At 73.4% G+C, this 17,568-nt stretch carries 14 protein-coding genes; 10 read left to right on the forward strand and 4 right to left on the reverse strand.

The genetic code is table 11. The features are described from left to right. Window positions 1–30: 30 nt before the first annotated feature. From ACWDAS_RS29340 to ACWDAS_RS29350, 3 genes are all read left to right on the forward strand, one after another. Window positions 31–891, forward strand: coding sequence for an alpha/beta fold hydrolase (locus tag ACWDAS_RS29340; protein WP_450396939.1), 861 nt, complete (start codon window positions 31–33; stop codon window positions 889–891). Window positions 892–1,476: 585 nt separating this feature from the next. Beyond that, entirely contained in the window at window positions 1,477–3,021 is a 1,545-nt protein-coding gene (locus ACWDAS_RS29345) for a hypothetical protein (protein WP_450396941.1), read from the forward strand. A gap of 139 nt (window positions 3,022–3,160) precedes the next feature. After that, window positions 3,161–4,627 (forward strand): alkaline phosphatase PhoX, encoded by a 1,467-nt coding sequence (locus ACWDAS_RS29350; RefSeq protein WP_450396944.1) that lies wholly within the window; start codon window positions 3,161–3,163, stop codon window positions 4,625–4,627. Between the two features lie 65 nt (window positions 4,628–4,692). On the opposite strand, the gene ACWDAS_RS29355 is transcribed toward ACWDAS_RS29350, so the two are convergent. Next, the gene (locus tag ACWDAS_RS29355; protein WP_450396947.1) at window positions 4,693–5,910 is read right to left on the reverse strand and encodes a TerD family protein; all 1,218 of its coding nucleotides are present in this window, start codon (window positions 5,908–5,910) and stop codon (window positions 4,693–4,695) included. A gap of 56 nt (window positions 5,911–5,966) precedes the next feature. Between ACWDAS_RS29355 and ACWDAS_RS29360 the strand changes: the two genes are divergently transcribed. Continuing rightward, window positions 5,967–6,698, forward strand: coding sequence for an SDR family NAD(P)-dependent oxidoreductase (locus tag ACWDAS_RS29360; RefSeq protein WP_450396950.1), 732 nt, complete (start codon window positions 5,967–5,969; stop codon window positions 6,696–6,698). 13 nt (window positions 6,699–6,711) lie between these two features. Here the strand turns inward: ACWDAS_RS29360 and ACWDAS_RS29365 are convergent, their stop codons facing one another. Then, window positions 6,712–7,521 (reverse strand): NAD-dependent epimerase/dehydratase family protein, encoded by an 810-nt coding sequence (locus tag ACWDAS_RS29365; protein ID WP_450396952.1) that lies wholly within the window; start codon window positions 7,519–7,521, stop codon window positions 6,712–6,714. Between the two features lie 209 nt (window positions 7,522–7,730). On the opposite strand from ACWDAS_RS29365, the gene ACWDAS_RS29370 reads away from it, so the two are divergent. The 6 genes from ACWDAS_RS29370 (at window position 7,731) to araD (ending at window position 15,610) form a co-directional block, all read left to right on the forward strand. Next, window positions 7,731–8,666 (forward strand): 5-dehydro-4-deoxyglucarate dehydratase, encoded by a 936-nt coding sequence (locus tag ACWDAS_RS29370; RefSeq protein WP_450396955.1) that lies wholly within the window; start codon window positions 7,731–7,733, stop codon window positions 8,664–8,666. Between the two features lie 41 nt (window positions 8,667–8,707). Further along, entirely contained in the window at window positions 8,708–9,880 is a 1,173-nt protein-coding gene (locus ACWDAS_RS29375) for a hypothetical protein (RefSeq protein WP_450396957.1), read from the forward strand. A 550-nt stretch (window positions 9,881–10,430) separates the two neighbouring features. Then, window positions 10,431–11,927 (forward strand): CoA-acylating methylmalonate-semialdehyde dehydrogenase, encoded by a 1,497-nt coding sequence (locus tag ACWDAS_RS29380; RefSeq protein WP_450396960.1) that lies wholly within the window; start codon window positions 10,431–10,433, stop codon window positions 11,925–11,927. Between the two features lie 280 nt (window positions 11,928–12,207). Next, window positions 12,208–12,873: a GntR family transcriptional regulator gene (locus ACWDAS_RS29385; RefSeq protein ID WP_450396963.1), complete on the forward strand. Its 666-nt coding sequence runs from the start codon at window positions 12,208–12,210 to the stop codon at window positions 12,871–12,873. A gap of 86 nt (window positions 12,874–12,959) precedes the next feature. Next, window positions 12,960–13,862, forward strand: coding sequence for a dihydrodipicolinate synthase family protein (locus ACWDAS_RS29390; protein ID WP_450396965.1), 903 nt, complete (start codon window positions 12,960–12,962; stop codon window positions 13,860–13,862). Between the two features lie 23 nt (window positions 13,863–13,885). Beyond that, complete coding sequence (araD, locus tag ACWDAS_RS29395) at window positions 13,886–15,610, forward strand: L-arabinonate dehydratase (RefSeq protein WP_450396968.1); 1,725 nt, start codon at window positions 13,886–13,888, stop codon at window positions 15,608–15,610. Between the two features lie 429 nt (window positions 15,611–16,039). On the opposite strand, the gene ACWDAS_RS29400 is transcribed toward araD, so the two are convergent. Continuing rightward, window positions 16,040–16,441, reverse strand: a complete 402-nt coding sequence (locus tag ACWDAS_RS29400; protein WP_450397178.1) for a hypothetical protein — start codon at window positions 16,439–16,441, stop codon at window positions 16,040–16,042. A gap of 94 nt (window positions 16,442–16,535) precedes the next feature. Then, window positions 16,536–17,558 (reverse strand): LacI family DNA-binding transcriptional regulator, encoded by a 1,023-nt coding sequence (locus tag ACWDAS_RS29405; protein WP_450396971.1) that lies wholly within the window; start codon window positions 17,556–17,558, stop codon window positions 16,536–16,538. Window positions 17,559–17,568: the final 10 nt, after the last annotated feature.

Consider the following 17,568-nt stretch of genomic DNA (forward strand, 5'->3'; position numbering starts at 1 on the left):
GGACGCTGTCGGATCGTCATACTGGCCCCCGTGTTTCTCGAGAGCCTGGTCCCTGTCTCGGACGATCCTGCGGTGGAGTTGTTCGTCGCCCGGACCGCCCGCACGTCCGGGCAGCCGCTGCTGGTGATCCACGGTGGCCCCGACTGGGACCACACCTATCTGCGCCAGCCCCTCGCACGCCTCGCCGGGCACCGCCGCGTCGTCCTGCCCGACCTGCGCGGCTGCGGCCGCTCCACCCGCGGGCTGGCCGACGGCCAGTACACCCCGGACGCCGCCACGGCCGACCTCGTCCGGCTGCTGGACGTGCTGGGGATCGAGCGGACGGACGTCCTCGGCTTCTCGTACGGAGGGCTGATCGCGCAGCGCCTCGCCCTGACCGCGCCCGGGCGCGTACGGCGTCTGGTGGTCGCGTCCAGCAGCGTCCTTCCGGTGCCGCCGGACGCCTTCGACGGCTGGCGGGAGCGCGAGGAACGGATGGCGGCGGAGGCCACCGTGTGGTCCGACCCCTCGCTGTCAGGAGCGGCACTCACCCGCGCCGCGGCACTGGCCTCCGCCCCGGCCAACGTGTGGCGCGGAGACGCCCTCCCCGGCTACCTCGACATCCTCCGCGGCGTCCGCTTCACCGCGGAATGGCTGCGCCCCTGGGAGGCCGGTACGTTGCCGAGTCCCCGTCGCCCCGACGACCCCGAGCGGCTCGCGGCGCTCGGGATCCCGGTGCTCCTCCTGCACGGACGGCAGGACATGACCTTCCCGGTCGGCCTCGTCGAGCCGACCCTGCGGCTGATCCCGGCCGCGCGGGCGGCGGTCATCGAGGAAGCGGGGCACATGGCCCACATCGACCAGCCCCGCGCCTGGCTGGAGGCCCTGGAGGACTTCCTCTCCGCCGCCTGAAGCGGACGGCGACGGCGGTGACCGCGTGGACGGACTCGGCGCCGTGGCCGAGGCGGTGGGCCCGTGAGCGGCAGCCGGCGCTGACATGGGTCCGTGGTCGCCGCGAGGATCCGGTCCTGCCCCGGTGATCCGCGGACCGGGGGACCGCGCCGCGCCGTTCGTCGGCCCGGCCGCGGGACGCCGTGTCCGCGGAGGGGCCCGGGCGCTCCTTCTGCCGGCCCCGTTCCGCGGGTCGGCATGAGGGGGATCGCGCCCCGCGAGCCCCGGCTGCGCCCTTACGGGAGCGCGCGGGAGGCTGTCGCGCGCTCCGTCGAGCACCGGTGCGTCCCTGGGGCGCGTGCCCCGGGGAGCGCGCACTCCGGGTGCCGGTCCCGGTAGTGGGACGGGAGTGACGCCGCTGACGGGTGCGACCGCTGTTCGCACCACGGAAACCGGTGCGCCACCGTCAATGCCGACACGGCGCGGGTCAGTTGCGGTAACGGCGGGTGACGGTAGGCCGAAGCGCGCCCGTCGGGCGCGGACGCGTCTAGGCTGGTGCTGCGCGTTCACGCGCCCCCCGCATACAGCTGTATAGGAGACCCCGCCATGGCCGCTGACCGCCTCGACCTGCCGCCGGTGAGGCTGCTGCCCGAGGAGGAGCTGGCGCGGCTCGCACTCGCCGTACCGCTCCTCGACCGCGCGGTACGACTGGCCCGCTGGTCCGCGCCGCACGTGACCGTGGACGCGATGGGAGAGCTGACCGCGGAGGACGCCACGCGCGCGGTCCGCGAGCTGGACCTGGAAGGGCAGCCGGACGGCGCGGCCGAGACGGCGCAGGCGTGGGGTGTCGCCGTGGACGCGGGCCTGGTCGACCTCGACATCGAGGAGCCCGGCGAGGACGAGGCGGACGCGGACGAGGAGCCCGGCGCCGGGAGCGTGGCCCTGGACGAGCCCGCGGGACGCGCCGTGCCCGGTGAGGCCCTGCGGCGGCTGGAGCAGGGCGAGCCGCGCGACGTACTGGAGCTGTGGCTCGCCGCGGTGGACACGGCCCTCGCCGAGGCCGCGACCCCCGACCTCGACGGCCTGATGGAGGAGCTGGGCCCGGACGGCGAGGTCGATCTGAGCACCCTGGACTGGGACCCGGAGGAGGAGGCCGAGTTCCTCGACGGCGCCCTCGCCAACCTCTATCTCTTCACCGCCATGGAGGACTCCGGCACCGGCGACGCCAAGGACGCCGTGCCGCTGCCGGTGCTCGCGGCCTCCCTCGTCGTCCCCGAGGACGTGGAGGAGCCGAGCGACGCCCTGCTGGAGGACGTCACCGAGGTGATGATGCGCCTCGACGACCACTTCCGGCTGCTCACGACGACCGGACTGCTGGAGTACCAGCCGCTCGACGAGGCGCTGATCGAGGAGGCGGAGTCCGAGGACGCCGGGCCCGTCGAGAGCGCCGCGGCCCTCCCGCAGGAGATCGGGCCCGAGGAGGTGTCCCGCTACGGACTGGTGCGGCTGACCCCGCTGGGCGTCTACGGCGTGCGGTCCCGGATGATCGACGCCGGCATGCACGCCCCGGCCGCCGGTGACCTGGCCGGGCAGCCCGCCGCCGTCCTCCTGGAGGCGCTGTTCGAGTACCCGGACCAGATCGCCCGCCGCGAGGCCGACGCGTGGCTCGGCAACCGCAAGCCGTACGAGGCGGCCCGCGAACTGCTGGATGCGGCGCGCGGCGAGGACCGCAACGCGCCCGGCCGGCGGCTGGTCGCCCAGCAGACCCTGAGCCTGCTCGGTGACGAGGCCGAGCCGGCCCTGCGCGAGGTGCTGGCCGACCGCCAGCTCGGCGGCCTGGCCCGTGTGTGGCTGACCGAGCGCCAGGCCCCGGACGTCCCCGCGCCCGACGAGGACATGATCTTCTGGCTCACCGTCGACACGATCGCCGCCCAGCTCGACGCCGACGACGACCCGGAGTTGCTGCGCGAGCTGGTCACCGACCTCGTCGCCCGGCACGACGGATTCTTCGCCGCCGCCTGGCGGGTGGACCACCCGGCCACCGCCGACGTCCTGGAGGCGATGGGTCGCCTCCACCCCGACAAGCGGCTGGCCAAGGAGGCGCGCAAGGCCGCGTTCAAGGCCCGCTCGGCGGGACCCGCGGCGCCCTGACCGCCGGCGGCCCGCGGGCGGGGCCCGAATGTCTCGGGGAATCGGCGGCGGAACGACGCGCTCAGTTCAACTCTTGTTCGCCGTCGGGCGGCAGCGTGACTGCGGCAGAGCAGTGCCCTTGTGGCCCCAGGAGAGAACGATGTCGCTCACCCGCAGAGACTTCGCCAAGCGCACGGCCGTCACCGGTGCCGGCGTCGCGCTGGCCGGAACCGTCGACGTCCTCGCGACCGCACCGGGCGCCCTCGCCGCCGAGGCCCCGGCCACCGCCGAGGCGGCCGGCGCGTCCCGGCACCACGGCCAGCTCGGCTACGGTGAGCTGATCCCGGACCCCGAGGGCATCCTCGCCCTGCCCGAGGGCTTCTCGTACCGCGTCATCACCAGGACCGGCGTCACCACGCTGGAGTCCGGCGAGTCCACGCCCTCCAACCACGACGGCACCGCCACCTTCGAGGGGCTGCGCGGTGCCACGCTGCTCGCCAACAACCACGAGCTGGCCGGCGCCCGCGCCGACTGGCCGCACCCGGTGCCGCTGACCGAGGGCCTGGTCTACGACTCCGGCGCGGCCGGCGGCGTGACCATCGTCGAGGTCGCCAAGCACGGCGGGCACGTCGCGGAGTGGGTCGGCGTCGCCGGTACCGCCACCAACTGCGCGGGCGGCCGCACCCCCTGGGGCACCTGGCTGACCTGCGAGGAGACCGAGGACAAGGCCGGCAAGAACGGCTTCCTGAAGGACCACGGCTACGTCTTCGAGGTCGACCCCTACGACCGCAAGGCCAACCGCGACCCCAAGCCGATCAAGGCCCTGGGCCGCTACGCGCACGAGGCCGTCGTCGTCGACCCCAAGCGCGGCAACCTCTTCCTGACCGAGGACGCCTCCAACCCCAACGGCCTGTTCTTCCGCTGGACCCCGCCGGCCGGCTTCCACCACGGCCGCGGCAAGCTGCGCGACCTCCCCGAGAACGCGGGCGTGCTGCAGGCCTTCAAGTGCTTCGACTCCGGCGGCAAGTTCGTCGACGACCTGTCCCGCGCCACGAAGATCGGCACGGTCTACGGCGTGGACTGGGTGGACGTCCCGGACCGCGACGCCAGGACGACCTCCGTCCGCAAGCAGTTCGCGGCCGGCGAGGTCACCCGCGCCCGCAAGCTGGAGGGCATGTGGTGGGGTGACGGCGGCGTGTACGTCGTCTCCTCCTACGCCCGCGAGGAGAGCCCGGGCACCGCGCACGACGGCGCCGTGTGGTTCTACGACCCCAAGCGCCGCACCCTGACCCTCAAGGTCCTGCTGGGCGTCAACGCCGACCCGTCTGTCGACGGCGCCTTCGACGGCCCGGACAACATCACCGTCTCCCCCTACGGCGGTCTGGTCATCGCCGAGGACGGCGCCGGCGTCCAGCACCTGTTCGGCGCGCTCGGCGACGGCCGCACCTACCCGATCGCCCGCAACGAGCTGAACATCGGCACCGAGGAGGAGCCGGAGTACAGCGAGTTCACCGGTGTGACCTTCTCGCCCGACGGCAGGACGCTCTTCGCCAACATCCAGGAGCCGGGCATCATGCTGGCCATCACCGGCCCCTGGCGCCGTCAGGGCCACGGCGGCGCCTGCTGAGGCCCGACCGCCCGAGGGGCGTCCGGCGTTCCGTGCCCCGCACGGAACACCGGACGCCCGTGCGTTCAGAGCGCCTGCGCGGCGGGCTTGACCATGCCCTTGACGGTGCGGGAGTCGACGAACTCGCCCATCGCCGTCATCTCCCACTCGCCGGAGAACTGGCGGATCAGCTTCGCCATCATCACGCCCGTGCGCGGTTCGGCGCCGGTGAGGTCGAAGCGGACCAGCTCCTCTCCCGTCATGCCGTCGAGCAGCCGGCAGTAGGCCTTGGCCACCTGGTTGAACTTCTGGCCGGAGAAGGAGTTCACCGTGAAGACCAGGCCGGTGACCTCGGGCGGCAGGCCGCCGAGGTGGACGGTGATGGCCTCGTCGTCGCCCGCGCCCTCACCGGTGAGGTTGTCACCGGAGTGCTGGATCGCGCCGTTCAGGATCGTGAGCCGGCCGAAGTAGCAGGACTCGATGTGATTGCGCTGCGGTCCGTACGCGATGACCGAGGCGTCCAGGTCGATGTCCTTGCCGCGGTACGCGGGCTCCCAGCCGAGGCCCATGCGGACCGAGGCCAGCAGCGGCTTGCCGCCCTTGACCAGGGAGACCGTCTGGTTCTTCTGGAGGTTCACCCGGCCCTTGTCCAGGTTGATCTTGCCGGTGCCGGCCGGGGGTGCGGGCGGCGCGGGCGGGGCCGGGGGAGCGGGCGGCGAGGGCGCCACGGCGACCGGCGGAGCGGGCGGCGGGGGCGCCATGGGCGGCGCCTGGGGCGGTGCCTGCGGGACGGCGGCCGCGGGCTCGTCGACGGACACACCGAAGTCGGTGGCGATGCCCGCCAGCCCGTTGGCGTACCCCTGGCCGACCGCACGGGCCTTCCAGACGCCGGCGCGGCGGTAGATCTCGACGACGACGAGGGCGGTCTCCGTGCTCAGGGCGGGCGGGGTGAAGGTCGCGATGACGCTGCCGCTGTCGGCGTCCCGGACCGTCGCCGTCGGCTCCGTGCCGGCGAAGGTCGCCCCCGGGGCGTCGGGACTCGCCGTCACGACGATCTTCTCGATGTCCGCCGGGACGGCTACGGTGTCCACCGTGATCGCATCGGGGGCGGTGCCACCGCCGGACCGGTACGTCACACCCGGTCCCGTGGGCTGGTTGTAGAAGACGAAGTCGTCGTCGGAGCGCACCTTGCCGTTGGCGGCGATCAGCAGGCCCGACACATCCAGCCGCACGGGCGCGGATACCTCCACTGCCACGCGCGCCGCGGAGAGCGGGATGTTCGAGCCGGGTGTCATTGCGGTCATGTCCCGCTTAACGATCGTTCCGGGTTTACGGTTCCATTACTGAACGGGGTTTTGACGTGTCACGCATCGTGGTCATCAGCGGCGGCGGTACGGGGATCGGCCTGGCCGTGGCGGAGGCCTTCGTCCGCGACGGGGACCGGGTCGTGCTGATCGGGCGGCGCAAGGACGTCCTGGACGAGGCCGTGGCCCGGCTGGGCGCGGGCGCGGCCCTGGCCGTCCCGGCGGACCTGACGGACGAGGCGGAGGCGGCCGGGGTCCGCGATCTGCTCGCAGAGCGCTTCGGGCGGGTGGACGTACTCGTCAACAACGCGGGCGGCAACGTCGCGCTCGGCGGCGGCGACCTGTCGCTCGCGGAGGTGTGGACGGGCAACTTCCGGTCGAACGTCCTGACCGCCGTGCTGCTCACCGAGGCCGTGCGCGATCTGCTGGCCGACGGCGGACGGGTGCTGCTGCTCAGCTCCATCGCGGCCGTCCGGGGCGGCGGCTCCGGTTCGTACGGCGCCGCCAAGGCGGCCCTGCACCCGTACGCCTACGACCTGGCGGCGGACCTGGGCGGGCGCGGCATCACGGTCAACGTCATCGCGCCCGGTTTCATCGACGACACCGAGTTCTTCGGCGGGCGCATGACGCAGGAGCGGCGCGCGGTCCTCGTCGGGCAGACCCTGAACGGCCGGGTCGGTGTGCCCGAGGACGTCGCCTCGCTCGCCCACTGGCTCGCCTCTCCGGGCGCCGCCCACATCACCGCCCAGATCCACCAGGTCAACGGCGGCGCCGAACGCGGCCGCTGACGGCCGCCGCCGGTCAGTGGGGCCAGATGGGCGGGTGCGTGGTGAAGTGGCCGCCGAGGTGGGCGTGGTCCGGGTTGCCGGGGTCGAGCTCGCCCTGCTCGGCGACGAGCTCGGCCGCGAAGGGCTCGGAGTCGTCCTGCGGCTCGTAGCCCAGCGCCCGCGCGGAGGACAGGTCCCACCACAGCCGGGTGTTGGCGGAGCTGCCGTAGACCACGGTGTGCCGCACCTCCTCGGCGGTGAGCGCCGCGTGGAGCAGCCGCGCGCAGTCCTCGGGGCTCATCCAGACCGAGAGCATGCGCACCGACGTCGGCTCGCGGAAACAGGAGCCGATGCGGATCGAGACGGTCTCCAGGCCGTGCAGGTCCCAGTAGAGCTGGGCGAGGTCCTCGCCGAAGCACTTGGACAGGCCGTAGAAGGTGTCGGGGCGGCGCGGGGTGTCGATCGGGATGAGCGGGTCGTCCCCGACCGGGCGCGGGGTGAAGCCCACCGCGTGGTTGCTGGAGGCGAAGACGATCCGCGGCACGCCCTCCTCGCGGGCGGCCTCGTAGAGGTGGTAGGTGCCCTCGATGTTGGCGCGCAGGATCTTCTCGAAGGGGGCTTCCAGGGAGATGCCCGCGAGGTGGATGATCGCGTCGACCCCGCGCACGGCCTCGCGCAGGGCGGCGCGGTCCGCCAGATCGGCGGTGATCGCGTCCGGGGCGCCCTCGACCGGCAGCATGTCGAGGAGGCGCAGCTCGTAGCCGTACGCCGGCAGCAGCTCGCGCATCAGGGTGCCCAGGCCGCCTGCGGCGCCGGTGAGCAGGACGGTGCGGGGAGCGGGCATGCGCGGGTCTCCTCGATCGTATGTCCATGTTCATGGACATGATTCATATGTGTGGACACGCTAGGGAGTGCCTGCCCAAGCGTCAAGACTCCCCCACCTGCGGCTGTCTTCCTTGACCCTTCCTCCTGTGCTGCTTTAGCGTGATTGCGTTCATGAATATGGACATCGATCAGATGAGCGCACAGCCGCCAGTCTTCAGGGAGAACCCGATGACCGATGCCGCCTCACTCTCCGCGCGCCTCGACGGCCTGCTGTTCTTCCCCGTGACGCCCTTCGGCCCGGACGGCGCCGTCGACCTGGACGTCTTCCGCGCGCACGTCCGCCGCGGGATCGAGGCGGGGGCCGGAGCGGTCTTCGCCTGCTGCGGCACCGGGGAGTTCCACGCGCTGACACCCGAGGAGTTCCGCGCCTGCGTCGCCGCGGCGGTCGAGGAGTCCGCGGGCCGGGTCCCGGTCGTCGCGGGCGCGGGCTACGGCACCGCCCTGGCCCTGCAGTTCGCGCACCTCGCCGAAGAGGCGGGCGCCGACGGGCTGCTCGCGATGCCGCCCTACCTCGTCGTCGCCGACCAGGCCGGACTGCTGCGGCACTACGCGGCCCTCGCCGATGGCACCTCGCTCGACGTCATCGTCTACCAGCGCGACAACGCCGTGTTCACCCCCGAAACCGTCGCCGAACTCGCCCGCATCCCCCGCATCATCGGCCTCAAGGACGGCGTCGGCGACCTCGACCTGATGCAGCGCATCATCAGCGCCGTCCGCAGCTCCGTGCCCGACCGCGACTTCCGCTACTTCAACGGCCTCCCCACCGCCGAACTCACCGGCCTCGCCTACCGCGGCATCGGCGTCACGCTCTACTCCTCCGCCGTCTTCTGCTTCGCGCCCGAGATCGCCCTCGCCTTCCACCGCGCCCTCACCACCGGCGACGACACCACCGTCAACACCCTCCTCGACGGCTTCTACCGGCCCCTGGTCGAACTGCGCCGGCAGGGCCGCGGCTACGCGGTCTCCCTGGTCAAGGCCGGCGTCCGGCTGCGCGGACTGGACGTCGGCGAGGTACGCCCGCCGCTGTCCGAGCCCTCGGCCGGGCACATCAAGGAACTCGCCGAACTCGTCGACCGCGGACTCGCCCTGCTCGGCGAGGACTGACGTACGGTGGCCCGCGTCAACCCCCACCCCCAGGAGCCGCGTTGAGAGCCTCCACCTTCGTCTACCCGTGGGATGTCATCGGCGACCCGGGCGCGGCGGACCGTATCGCCGGTCTCGGCGTCCGGCAGGTCACCCTCGCCTCCGCCTACCACTCCACCCGGGCGCTCACCCCGCACCATCCCGCGCACCGGGTGGTCACCGCGCGCCACGCGGCCGTGCTCTACCCGCCCGACGACCGGCGCTGGGCGGGGCGCGCCCTGCGACCGTACACCCAGGACTGGGCCGGTGCCGCCGACGCGTACGGCGAGGCCGCCGCGGCCCTGCGGGCGGCCGGACTCGCCGTCCACTCCTGGGTCGTCCTGGCCCACAACTCCCGCATCGGGGACGAGCATCCCCGGGTGAGCGTGCGCAACGCCTACGGCGACCGCTACCCGTGGGCGCCGTGCATCGCCCAGCCGGAAGTGCGCGACTACCTGGTCACGTTGGCCGCGGAGGCCGCGGTGCGGCCGGGGACCGGGACGGGGGGTACGGAACTGGAGTCCTGCGGCTGGTACGGCTTCGCGCATCTGCACGCCCACGACAAGACCGGCGGCGTGCCGCTGCCCGGGGCCGCGCAGTACCTGATGTCCCTGTGCTTCTGCCCCGCGTGCGAGGCGGGGTACGGGGCGCTGGGCGCCGGCGCGGGCGAGGTGCGGGCAGCCGTGCGGGACGCCCTCGCGCCGGTGTGGGCGGGGGAGTGGACACCAGGGGCGGAGGAGTGGGCGGACGTCGAGAAGCTGCTGGGCGGGGATCTCGCGGGGCTCACGCTGGCGTGGCGCGGGTCTGCGGCGCGGGACGTCCAGCGGGCCGCCGTGGAGGCGGTCCGTGCGGCCGCCGCACCGGGGTTCCAGGTGCTGCTGCACGCGGATCCGCACGCGCACCGGTGCGGGGCCAACGTGGGCGTCGACCCCGCTGACGTTCTGGCCCACGCGGACGGTCTCGTGCTGCCCGGGGTGGACCCGGTGGCGGCGTGCGTGCCGCACGCGCCGGCGGGGGCCGTCCTGGCGGCGAACTTCCCCGTGGTGGGCGGGATGGGCGGCAGCCCCGGCACGTTGGCCGCGGACGCGGCACGGGCGGCGGCGGCCGGGGCGACGGAGCTCCGCCTCTACCACGCGGGCCTCGCGTCCCCGGGGGACCTGGCGTTCATCCGCGCCGCGCTTGAGGCGGTGGCCTGACCCGGGGATGCGGCGCCGTTGTCGTGTGCGGCGCCGCTGTGGTTGCCGTTGGGGATGGGGGTGTCCGGCGCGTTCAGTTGCCGCGTGTGCGCTGCGTGCGTGGTGGGCCGGGGTCGGGGCCTCCGGGGCTGCACGTCCTGGACTGGCATGTTCACGTGCATGGCGGGCACCTTCTTTTCCCGCCCCGCATGCCGCACACACATAGGCCGCAGCGTCCAGAACATCCGCCCTCCCCCGGCCGAAGGCTGGGGGAGGGCGGGGGAGAAACCGCAACCGCAACGGCGCCGCACACGGCGGAGCCGCCGGCGCGTGCGTGATCCACCCCACGACAGTTCGGGACCCGAAGGATGCACTTCGGGCCGCGAGGCCCCGAAGCGCCTGTACGTGCGGATCTGAGAAGTAGCTTCGAAGGCAGCAGTCCCGCTCTCCCGGGCGGTGAGGGGCGTATCCGTGGCCGAGACCGCGGAGCGCCCGGCTGAAGTCGAGGCCCGTGAGGTGGACGACAGGAACCTCACCGCCCGCCGCCGTCACCTTTGAAGGAGTTCCGCCGATGAAGACCGTCACCCACTGGATCGGTGGCAAGCCCTTCGGAGACGCCGCAGGCGCCTCCGGCACCTGGGGCCCCGTGACCGACCCCGCGACCGGAGAGGTCACCACGCGGGTCGCGATGGCCGGCGCCGACGAGGTCGACGCCGCGGTCGCAGCTGCGAAGGACGCCTACGCCACCTGGCGCACGTCCTCGCTCACGGAGCGGATCGCGATCCTCTTCCGCTACCGCGAGCTGCTGAACGCGCGGCGCGACGACCTCGCCGCGCTGATCACCGCCGAGCAGGGCAAGGTCCACGCGGACGCGCTGGGCGAGGTGGCCCGGGGCCTGGAGATCGTCGAACTGGCCTGCGGGCTCGGCATGGCGCTCAAGGGCGACACGTCCACGGAGGTGTCGAGCCACATCGACGTGGAGTCGGTCCGCCAGCCGCTGGGTGTGGTCGTCGGCATCTCACCGTTCAACTTCCCCGCGATGATCAGCATGTGGATGTTCCCCATGGCGATCGCCTGCGGGAACACCTTCGTCCACAAGCCGAGCAGCAAGGCCCCCTCCGCGTCCATGCTCCTCGCGGAACTCGCGGCCGAGGCCGGCGTGCCCGACGGTGTGCTCAACATCGTGCACGGCGACGAGGTCGCGGTGAACGCGCTGCTCGACCACCCGGACGTGGCGGCCGTGTCGTTCGTGGGCTCCACGCCGGTCGCCCGGCACGTCTACGCCAGGGCGGCCGCCGGCGGCAAGCGTGTCCAGGCTCTTGGCGGCGCGAAGAACCACATGCTGGTACTGCCCGACGCCGACCTCGACGCGGCCGCAGACGCTGCCGTGACCGCCGCCTACGGCTCCGCGGGCCAGCGCTGCATGGCGGTCTCCGTGGTGGTCGCGGTCGGCTCGGCGGGCGACGCGCTGGTGTCCCGGATAGCCGAGCGGGCCACGAAGGTGAAGATCGGCCCGGGCGACGACCCGACGTCCGAGATGGGCCCGCTCGTCACCAAGGCACACCGCGACGAGGTCGCGAGCTACGTCGCCGGCGCGGCCGCCCAGGGAGCCGACGTGGTGCTCGACGGCAGGGACTTCACCGTCGAGGGCCTCGAGAACGGGCACTGGATGGGCATCTCGCTCCTCGACAGGGTCAGCACCGACTCGGACGCCTACCGGAACGAGATCTTCGGCCCCGTCCTGTGCGTGCTCCGCGCGGAGACCTACGAGGAGGCCGTGCGCATCGTCAACGGTTCCCCGTTCGGCAACGCCAGCTCTATCTTCACCCGCGACGGCGGCGCGGCCCGCCGGTTCCAACTGGAGGTCGAGACCGGCATGGTCGGCGTGAACGTGCCGATGCCGGTGCCGGTGGGCTACCACTCCTTCGGTGGCTGGAAGGACTCGGCCTTCGGCGACCACCGCATGTACGGCAGCGAAGCCGTGCACTTCTACACACGCGGCAAGGTCATCACGACCCGCTGGCCGGACCCGGCCGGTTCGGACCTGGGCATCCCCGCGTCCCGCTGACCGCCCCGGGCCCGCACGCGCGGCCGCGCCGGCACCCCTGCGGTGCCGGTGCGGCCGCGGCCGTTCCCGCCGTCCTCCGGCCGGCGTTCGTGCTCGCGTCCTGCGGGCTCCTCACTCGTCGACGAGGTGTCATCCGGCCCCGGTGCCTCTGCGCTCTCGCCCCCGCACACGGACGTGCGCAACCCATTGACTCGTCCCGCGCCCCGGCCTACCTTCATCGCGTCGTACATCGTGCGTCATATGTCAGACGCCATACGCGAGATCCGAGAGAGCCGCACACATGGACCTGCTCGCCGGCACCGCGCCGACGCCGATCCCGTCCCGTACACAGGTCGTGCTGCAGACGATCAAGCACGGGATACTGACCGGGCAGCTGAAGCCCGGTCAGGCACTCGTGGAGGCCGAGCTGGCCGCGCAGTTCGGGGTGTCCAAGACGCCGGTCCGGGAGGCGCTGAAGACCCTCGCGGGCACCGGGCTGGTCGTGATGAGCCAGTACAAGGGTGTGACCGTGCGCACCGTCGGCGAGGAGATGGCGCGTCACGTCTACGACGTCCGCCTGCTGCTGGAGCCCGAGGCGCTGCGCCGCACCGTGACGCACCGGGCCCCGCTCGACGCCGCCCGTGAGGCGCTGTCGCGCGCCGACGAGGCGGGAGACCGCGCCGCCCGCTCGCTGGCCAACCGGGACTTCCACCGGGCGCTGTACATGCCGTGCGGGAACCCCCTGCTGGCCCGGATGCTCGACGACGTACGGGACCAGGCGGCCCTGGTCTCCGCCGTCGTCTGGCAGGAGACCCCCTCATGGGAACAGGAGGCCCGCGAGCACCGCGAGATCCTGGCCCGCGCCCTGGACGGTGACGCGGACGGTGCGGCGCGCCTGCTGCACGACCACATCGCGGGCTTCGTGGCCCGGGCCTTCCCGGACGGCGGCGAAGGCACCGCCCCCTGAGCCGCGGGCGCGCGGAGCGAGGGGACGGTCGTCCGCGCGCCCGAACCCCAGGGCAGAACGCAGAACCCCGAGCCGAAGGGCAACGCATGTCATTCGCGGAGCAGTCGTCGGCGCTCGCCGACGTCGTGGCGATCCCGGTCACGCCGTTCGGAGCCGACGGGGGCGTGGAGCGCGGCACCTACCGGGCGCTGTTGCGCAGGCTGCTCGACAGCGGGGTGCGGACGGTCACGCCGAACGGCAACACCGGTGAGTTCTACGCCCTCGACCCGGCCGAACGCCGCCTGGTGGTCGAGCTGACGACGGCGGAGGCGGACGCGGACACCCAGGTCGTGGTGGGCGTCGGCCACGACGTGCCGACCGCCGTCGCCGCCGCGCGGCACGCCCGTGACGCGGGGGCGCAGATGGTGATGGTGCACCAGCCGATCCACCCGTACGTGTCCCCGGACGGCTGGGTCGACTACCACCGCGCCGTCGCGGAGGCCGTCCCGGAGACCGGCGTCGTCCCGTACGTCCGCAACCCGGCGCTGAGCGGTGAGCTGATCGCCCGACTCGGCGAGCTGTGCCCGAACGTCGTCGGGGTGAAGTACGCGGTGCCCGACGCCGCCCGCTTCGCGGCGGTGGCGCGGGACGCGGGACTGGACCGCTTCACCTGGGTCGCCGGCCTCGCCGAGCTGTACGCCCCCGCCTACTGGGCGGTCGGCGCGACCGGCTTCACCTCGGGCCTGGTCAACGTCGCGCCCCGGGTGTCCCTGGAGATGCTGCGCGCGCTGCGCGACGGCGACTACGCGGCCGCGATGAAGGTGTGGGAGCAGATCAGGGAGTTCGAGGACCTGCGCGCCGAGCAGAGTTCCGCCGACAACGTGTCGGTGGTGAAGGAGGCGCTGGCGGTGCTGGGACTGTGCCGCCGCGACGTGCGCCCGCCCAGCCGCCCGCTGACCGGGGACCGGCGCGAGCGGGTGGCCGCCCTGCTCGCCGGCTGGGACCTCTGAGCCGGGACGGACGGAGGGCCGCCATGAAGAAGCCGGAAGAGCTGCGCAGCCACCAGTGGTACGGGACGGACGGCCTGCGCTCGTTCAGCCACCGTGCCCGCACCCGGCAACTGGGCTACCTGCCCGAGGAGCACCTGGGCAAGCCGGTGATCGCGATCCTCAACACCTGGAGCGACATCAACCCCTGCCACGTCCACCTCCGCGACCGCGCCCAGGCGGTCAAGCGGGGGGTGTGGCAGGCGGGCGGCTTCCCCCTGGAGTTCCCCGTCGCGACGCTCTCGGAGACGTACCAGAAGCCGACGCCCATGCTCTACCGCAACCTGCTGGCGATGGAGACCGAGGAACTGCTGCGCTCCTACCCCGTGGACGGGGCCGTCCTGATGGGCGGTTGCGACAAGTCGACGCCCGCGCTCCTCATGGGCGCCGCCAGCGCCGACCTGCCCACGGTCTTCGTGCCCGCGGGCCCGATGCTGCCCGGCCACTGGCGGGGCGAGGTGCTGGGCTCCGGCACCGACATGTGGAAGTACTGGGACGACAAGCGGGCCGGCCTCATCGGCGACTGCGAGATGGCCGAGCTGGAGAGCGGTCTGGCCCGCTCGCCGGGCCACTGCATGACGATGGGCACCGCCTCCACGCTGACCGCCGCCGCCGAGGCGCTGGGGGTCACCGTGCCGGGGGCCTCGTCCATACCGGCCGTCGACTCCGGGCACGACCGGATGGCTGCGGCCTCCGGGATGCGGATCGTCGGCCTCGTACGGGAGGACCTGAGGCTGTCGGCGATCCTGACCCGTGAGGCGTACGAGGACGCGGTGGCCACGGTGCTCGCCCTCGGCGGCTCGACCAACGCCGTGATCCACCTGATCGCGATGGCGGGACGGAGCGGTGTGCCGCTCACCCTGGACGACTTCGACCGCATCGCCCGCACGGTCCCGGTGCTGGCCAACCTCCGCCCGGGCGGCCGGTACCTGATGGAGGACTTCCACTTCGCGGGCGGCCTCCCCGGGTTCCTGACCCGGCTGCGGGACGCCGGTGTCCTGCACCTCGACCGCCCGACCGTCGCGCACCCCACCCTGCGCGAACAGCTCGCCGGGGCTCTGGTCCACGACGAGGACGTGATCCGCCCGCTGGACAACCCGCTCGCGGCCGAGGGCGGGGTCGCCGTACTGCGCGGCAACCTGTGCCCGGACGGCGCCGTCATCAAGCACATCGCCGCCGAGCCGCACCTGTTCAAGCACACCGGCCCGGCCGTCGTGTTCGACGACTACCGGACCCTGCAGCGCACCATCGACGAGCCGGACCTGGGCATCACCGAGGAGAGCGTGCTCGTGCTGCGCGGCTCCGGTCCGCTCGGCGGTCCCGGCATGCCCGAGTACGGGATGCTGCCGCTTCCCCGCCACCTGCTGAAGAAGGGGGTGCGGGACATGGTGCGGATCTCCGACGCCCGGATGAGCGGCACGAGTTACGGCGCGTGCGTGCTGCACGTGGCGCCCGAGTCGCACGTGGGCGGACCGCTCGCCCTCGTCCGCACCGGCGACCTGATCACCCTGGACGTCCGGGCGCGCACCCTGCGCCTGGAGGTCGACGACGCGGAACTGGAACGCCGGCGCGCGCGGTGGCAGGCACCGCCGCCCCGCCACGGACGCGGCTACGGCGCGCTGTACCAGGACCAGATCACCCAGGCCGACACCGGCTGCGACTTCCGCTTCCTGGCGCGCCCCGGCGAAGTGCCGGAGCCGTACGCGGGCTGACGCCGCGCCGCGCGCCACCCCGCCCCACCCGTACCGCCGCCGCGGCAGTGGCGGCCCCGCACTATTCGGCAAGCGCTTACCACGGCATCGCACCCGTACGAAGGAGTACCGGTCATGGCCGCAGCCGTGGCGAAACCACCCCGGCCCGCGCGGCTCCGGCCGTCCGGCGCGGCCCGCCGGCCATGACCGAGACCGAGCCCGCCGTCACCGACGACCTGGCGCGCCGCCTGCTCGACCGGCTCGGCGAGGCCGCCTTCGTCGAGCTCACGGCCGTCGTCGCGGTGGAGAACCCGCGCTCCCGGATCAACAGCGCGCTCGGCCCGACCGCCCAGGGCTTCTCCGACCAGTGCGCCGTCCCGCTGCGCACGTCGCGATCAGGCCCGCGCCGCGCGGACGCCGTCGCGGTGCGGGACGCCACCGGCGCCGGGTTCAGGCCGTCGCGACGCCCTCGGACGGCGCGACAGCGGCCCTCCGGCCCTCGTACCAGAGCGCCGCGCCCGTCACGACGGCGCCCACGCCCTCCCACACGCCCACGCCGACGAAACCGGACGGAGCCCTGCCGATCAGCACCGCCACGGTGAAGACCGTGAAGGTCAGCAGCCGGAACGGCACCGTCCAGCGGAAGAAGGCGCGCCAGTCGGCGAGGGCGGCCAGGACGTAGTACACGCCCATGTTGAGCGCCGCCATGGAGGAGGCGGTCAGGAAGACGAGGGTGTAGTCGCCGGCCGCGCGATGGTCCGGCCGGTGGAAGCCGAGCAGGGACAGCTGCACGGCGGGGGAGATCAGCCCGACGATGCCCAGTGCCGCGGCGAGCAGCCCGAAGACGGCCATGGTCCAGCCGGAAAGGGAGCGGGGGAGACGCACCGGTCCTCCAGAGTCCTGGGGCAGTGTGCGGAGCCCCAACTCCCTTGATACTAGGGGATGTTCAAGCCGATCCCCGACGTACCAGCTCCGTCGGGAGGATCACCCCGGACGCTTCGTCGCCGGCGATGCGGGCGAGTAGCAGCCGCACCATCTCGGCGCTGATCCGGTTCCACGGCTGGCGGATCGTGGTCAGCGGCGGCAGCGTGGCGAGCGCGGCCGGCGAGTCGTCGAAGCCGCCGACCGCGACGTCCTCGGGCACCCGCCGCCCGGCCCGCTCCAGCGCCGCCAGCGCGCCCTGCGCCATGAGGTCGGAGGCGACGAAGACCGCGTCCAGGTCCGGAGCGCGGTCCAGCAGCGCGCCCATCGCGGCCTCGCCGCCGGCCCGGCTGTAGTCGCCCTCGGCGATCAGCGTCTCGTCGGCCGGCAGCCCCGAGGCCGCCAGCTCCTCGCGGTAGCCCGCCAGCCGCTGGACACCGCCGGGGGTGTCCAGTGGTCCGGTGATCGTGGCGATCCGGCGTCGCCCGGACGCCACGAGGTGCCGCACCATCTGGTGCGCGCCGCCCCGCTCGTCGGCGGCCACATAGGCGACCCGGCCCCCCTGGCCCAGCGGCTCCCCGCAGGCGACGACCGGGACCCCGGCCTTCTCCAGCCGCTCGGCGACCGGGTTCCCGGAGTGGCTGGACACCAGCAGCACACCGTCGACGTGCCCGGCGGTGATGTAGCGGGTTATCCGCCGCCGCTCGGGCTCGTCGCCGGCGATCATCAGCAGCAGAGGTATGTCGTGCGCGGCCAGCGCCTGGGTGCAGCCGCTGAGCAGCACGTTGAAGTTCGGGTCCTCGAAGAAGCGCTCCTGCGGCTCGGTGAGCAGGAAGCCCACCGAGTCCGACCGCCCGGTGATCAGGCTGCGGGCGTGCCGGTTCACCACGTAGCCGGTCCGGCGGATCGCGGCGTTGACCGCCTCCATCGCGGCCGGGCTCACGTTGTGCCCGCCGTTGAGGACGCGCGACACCGTGCCCCGTGACACTCCCGCCTCGCGGGCCACGTCGTGGATCGTCGGGGGACGACGTCGTTCTGGGCGGCTCATACCGTTCTTC

This window comes from Streptomyces sp. NPDC001070 (assembly GCF_053598835.1).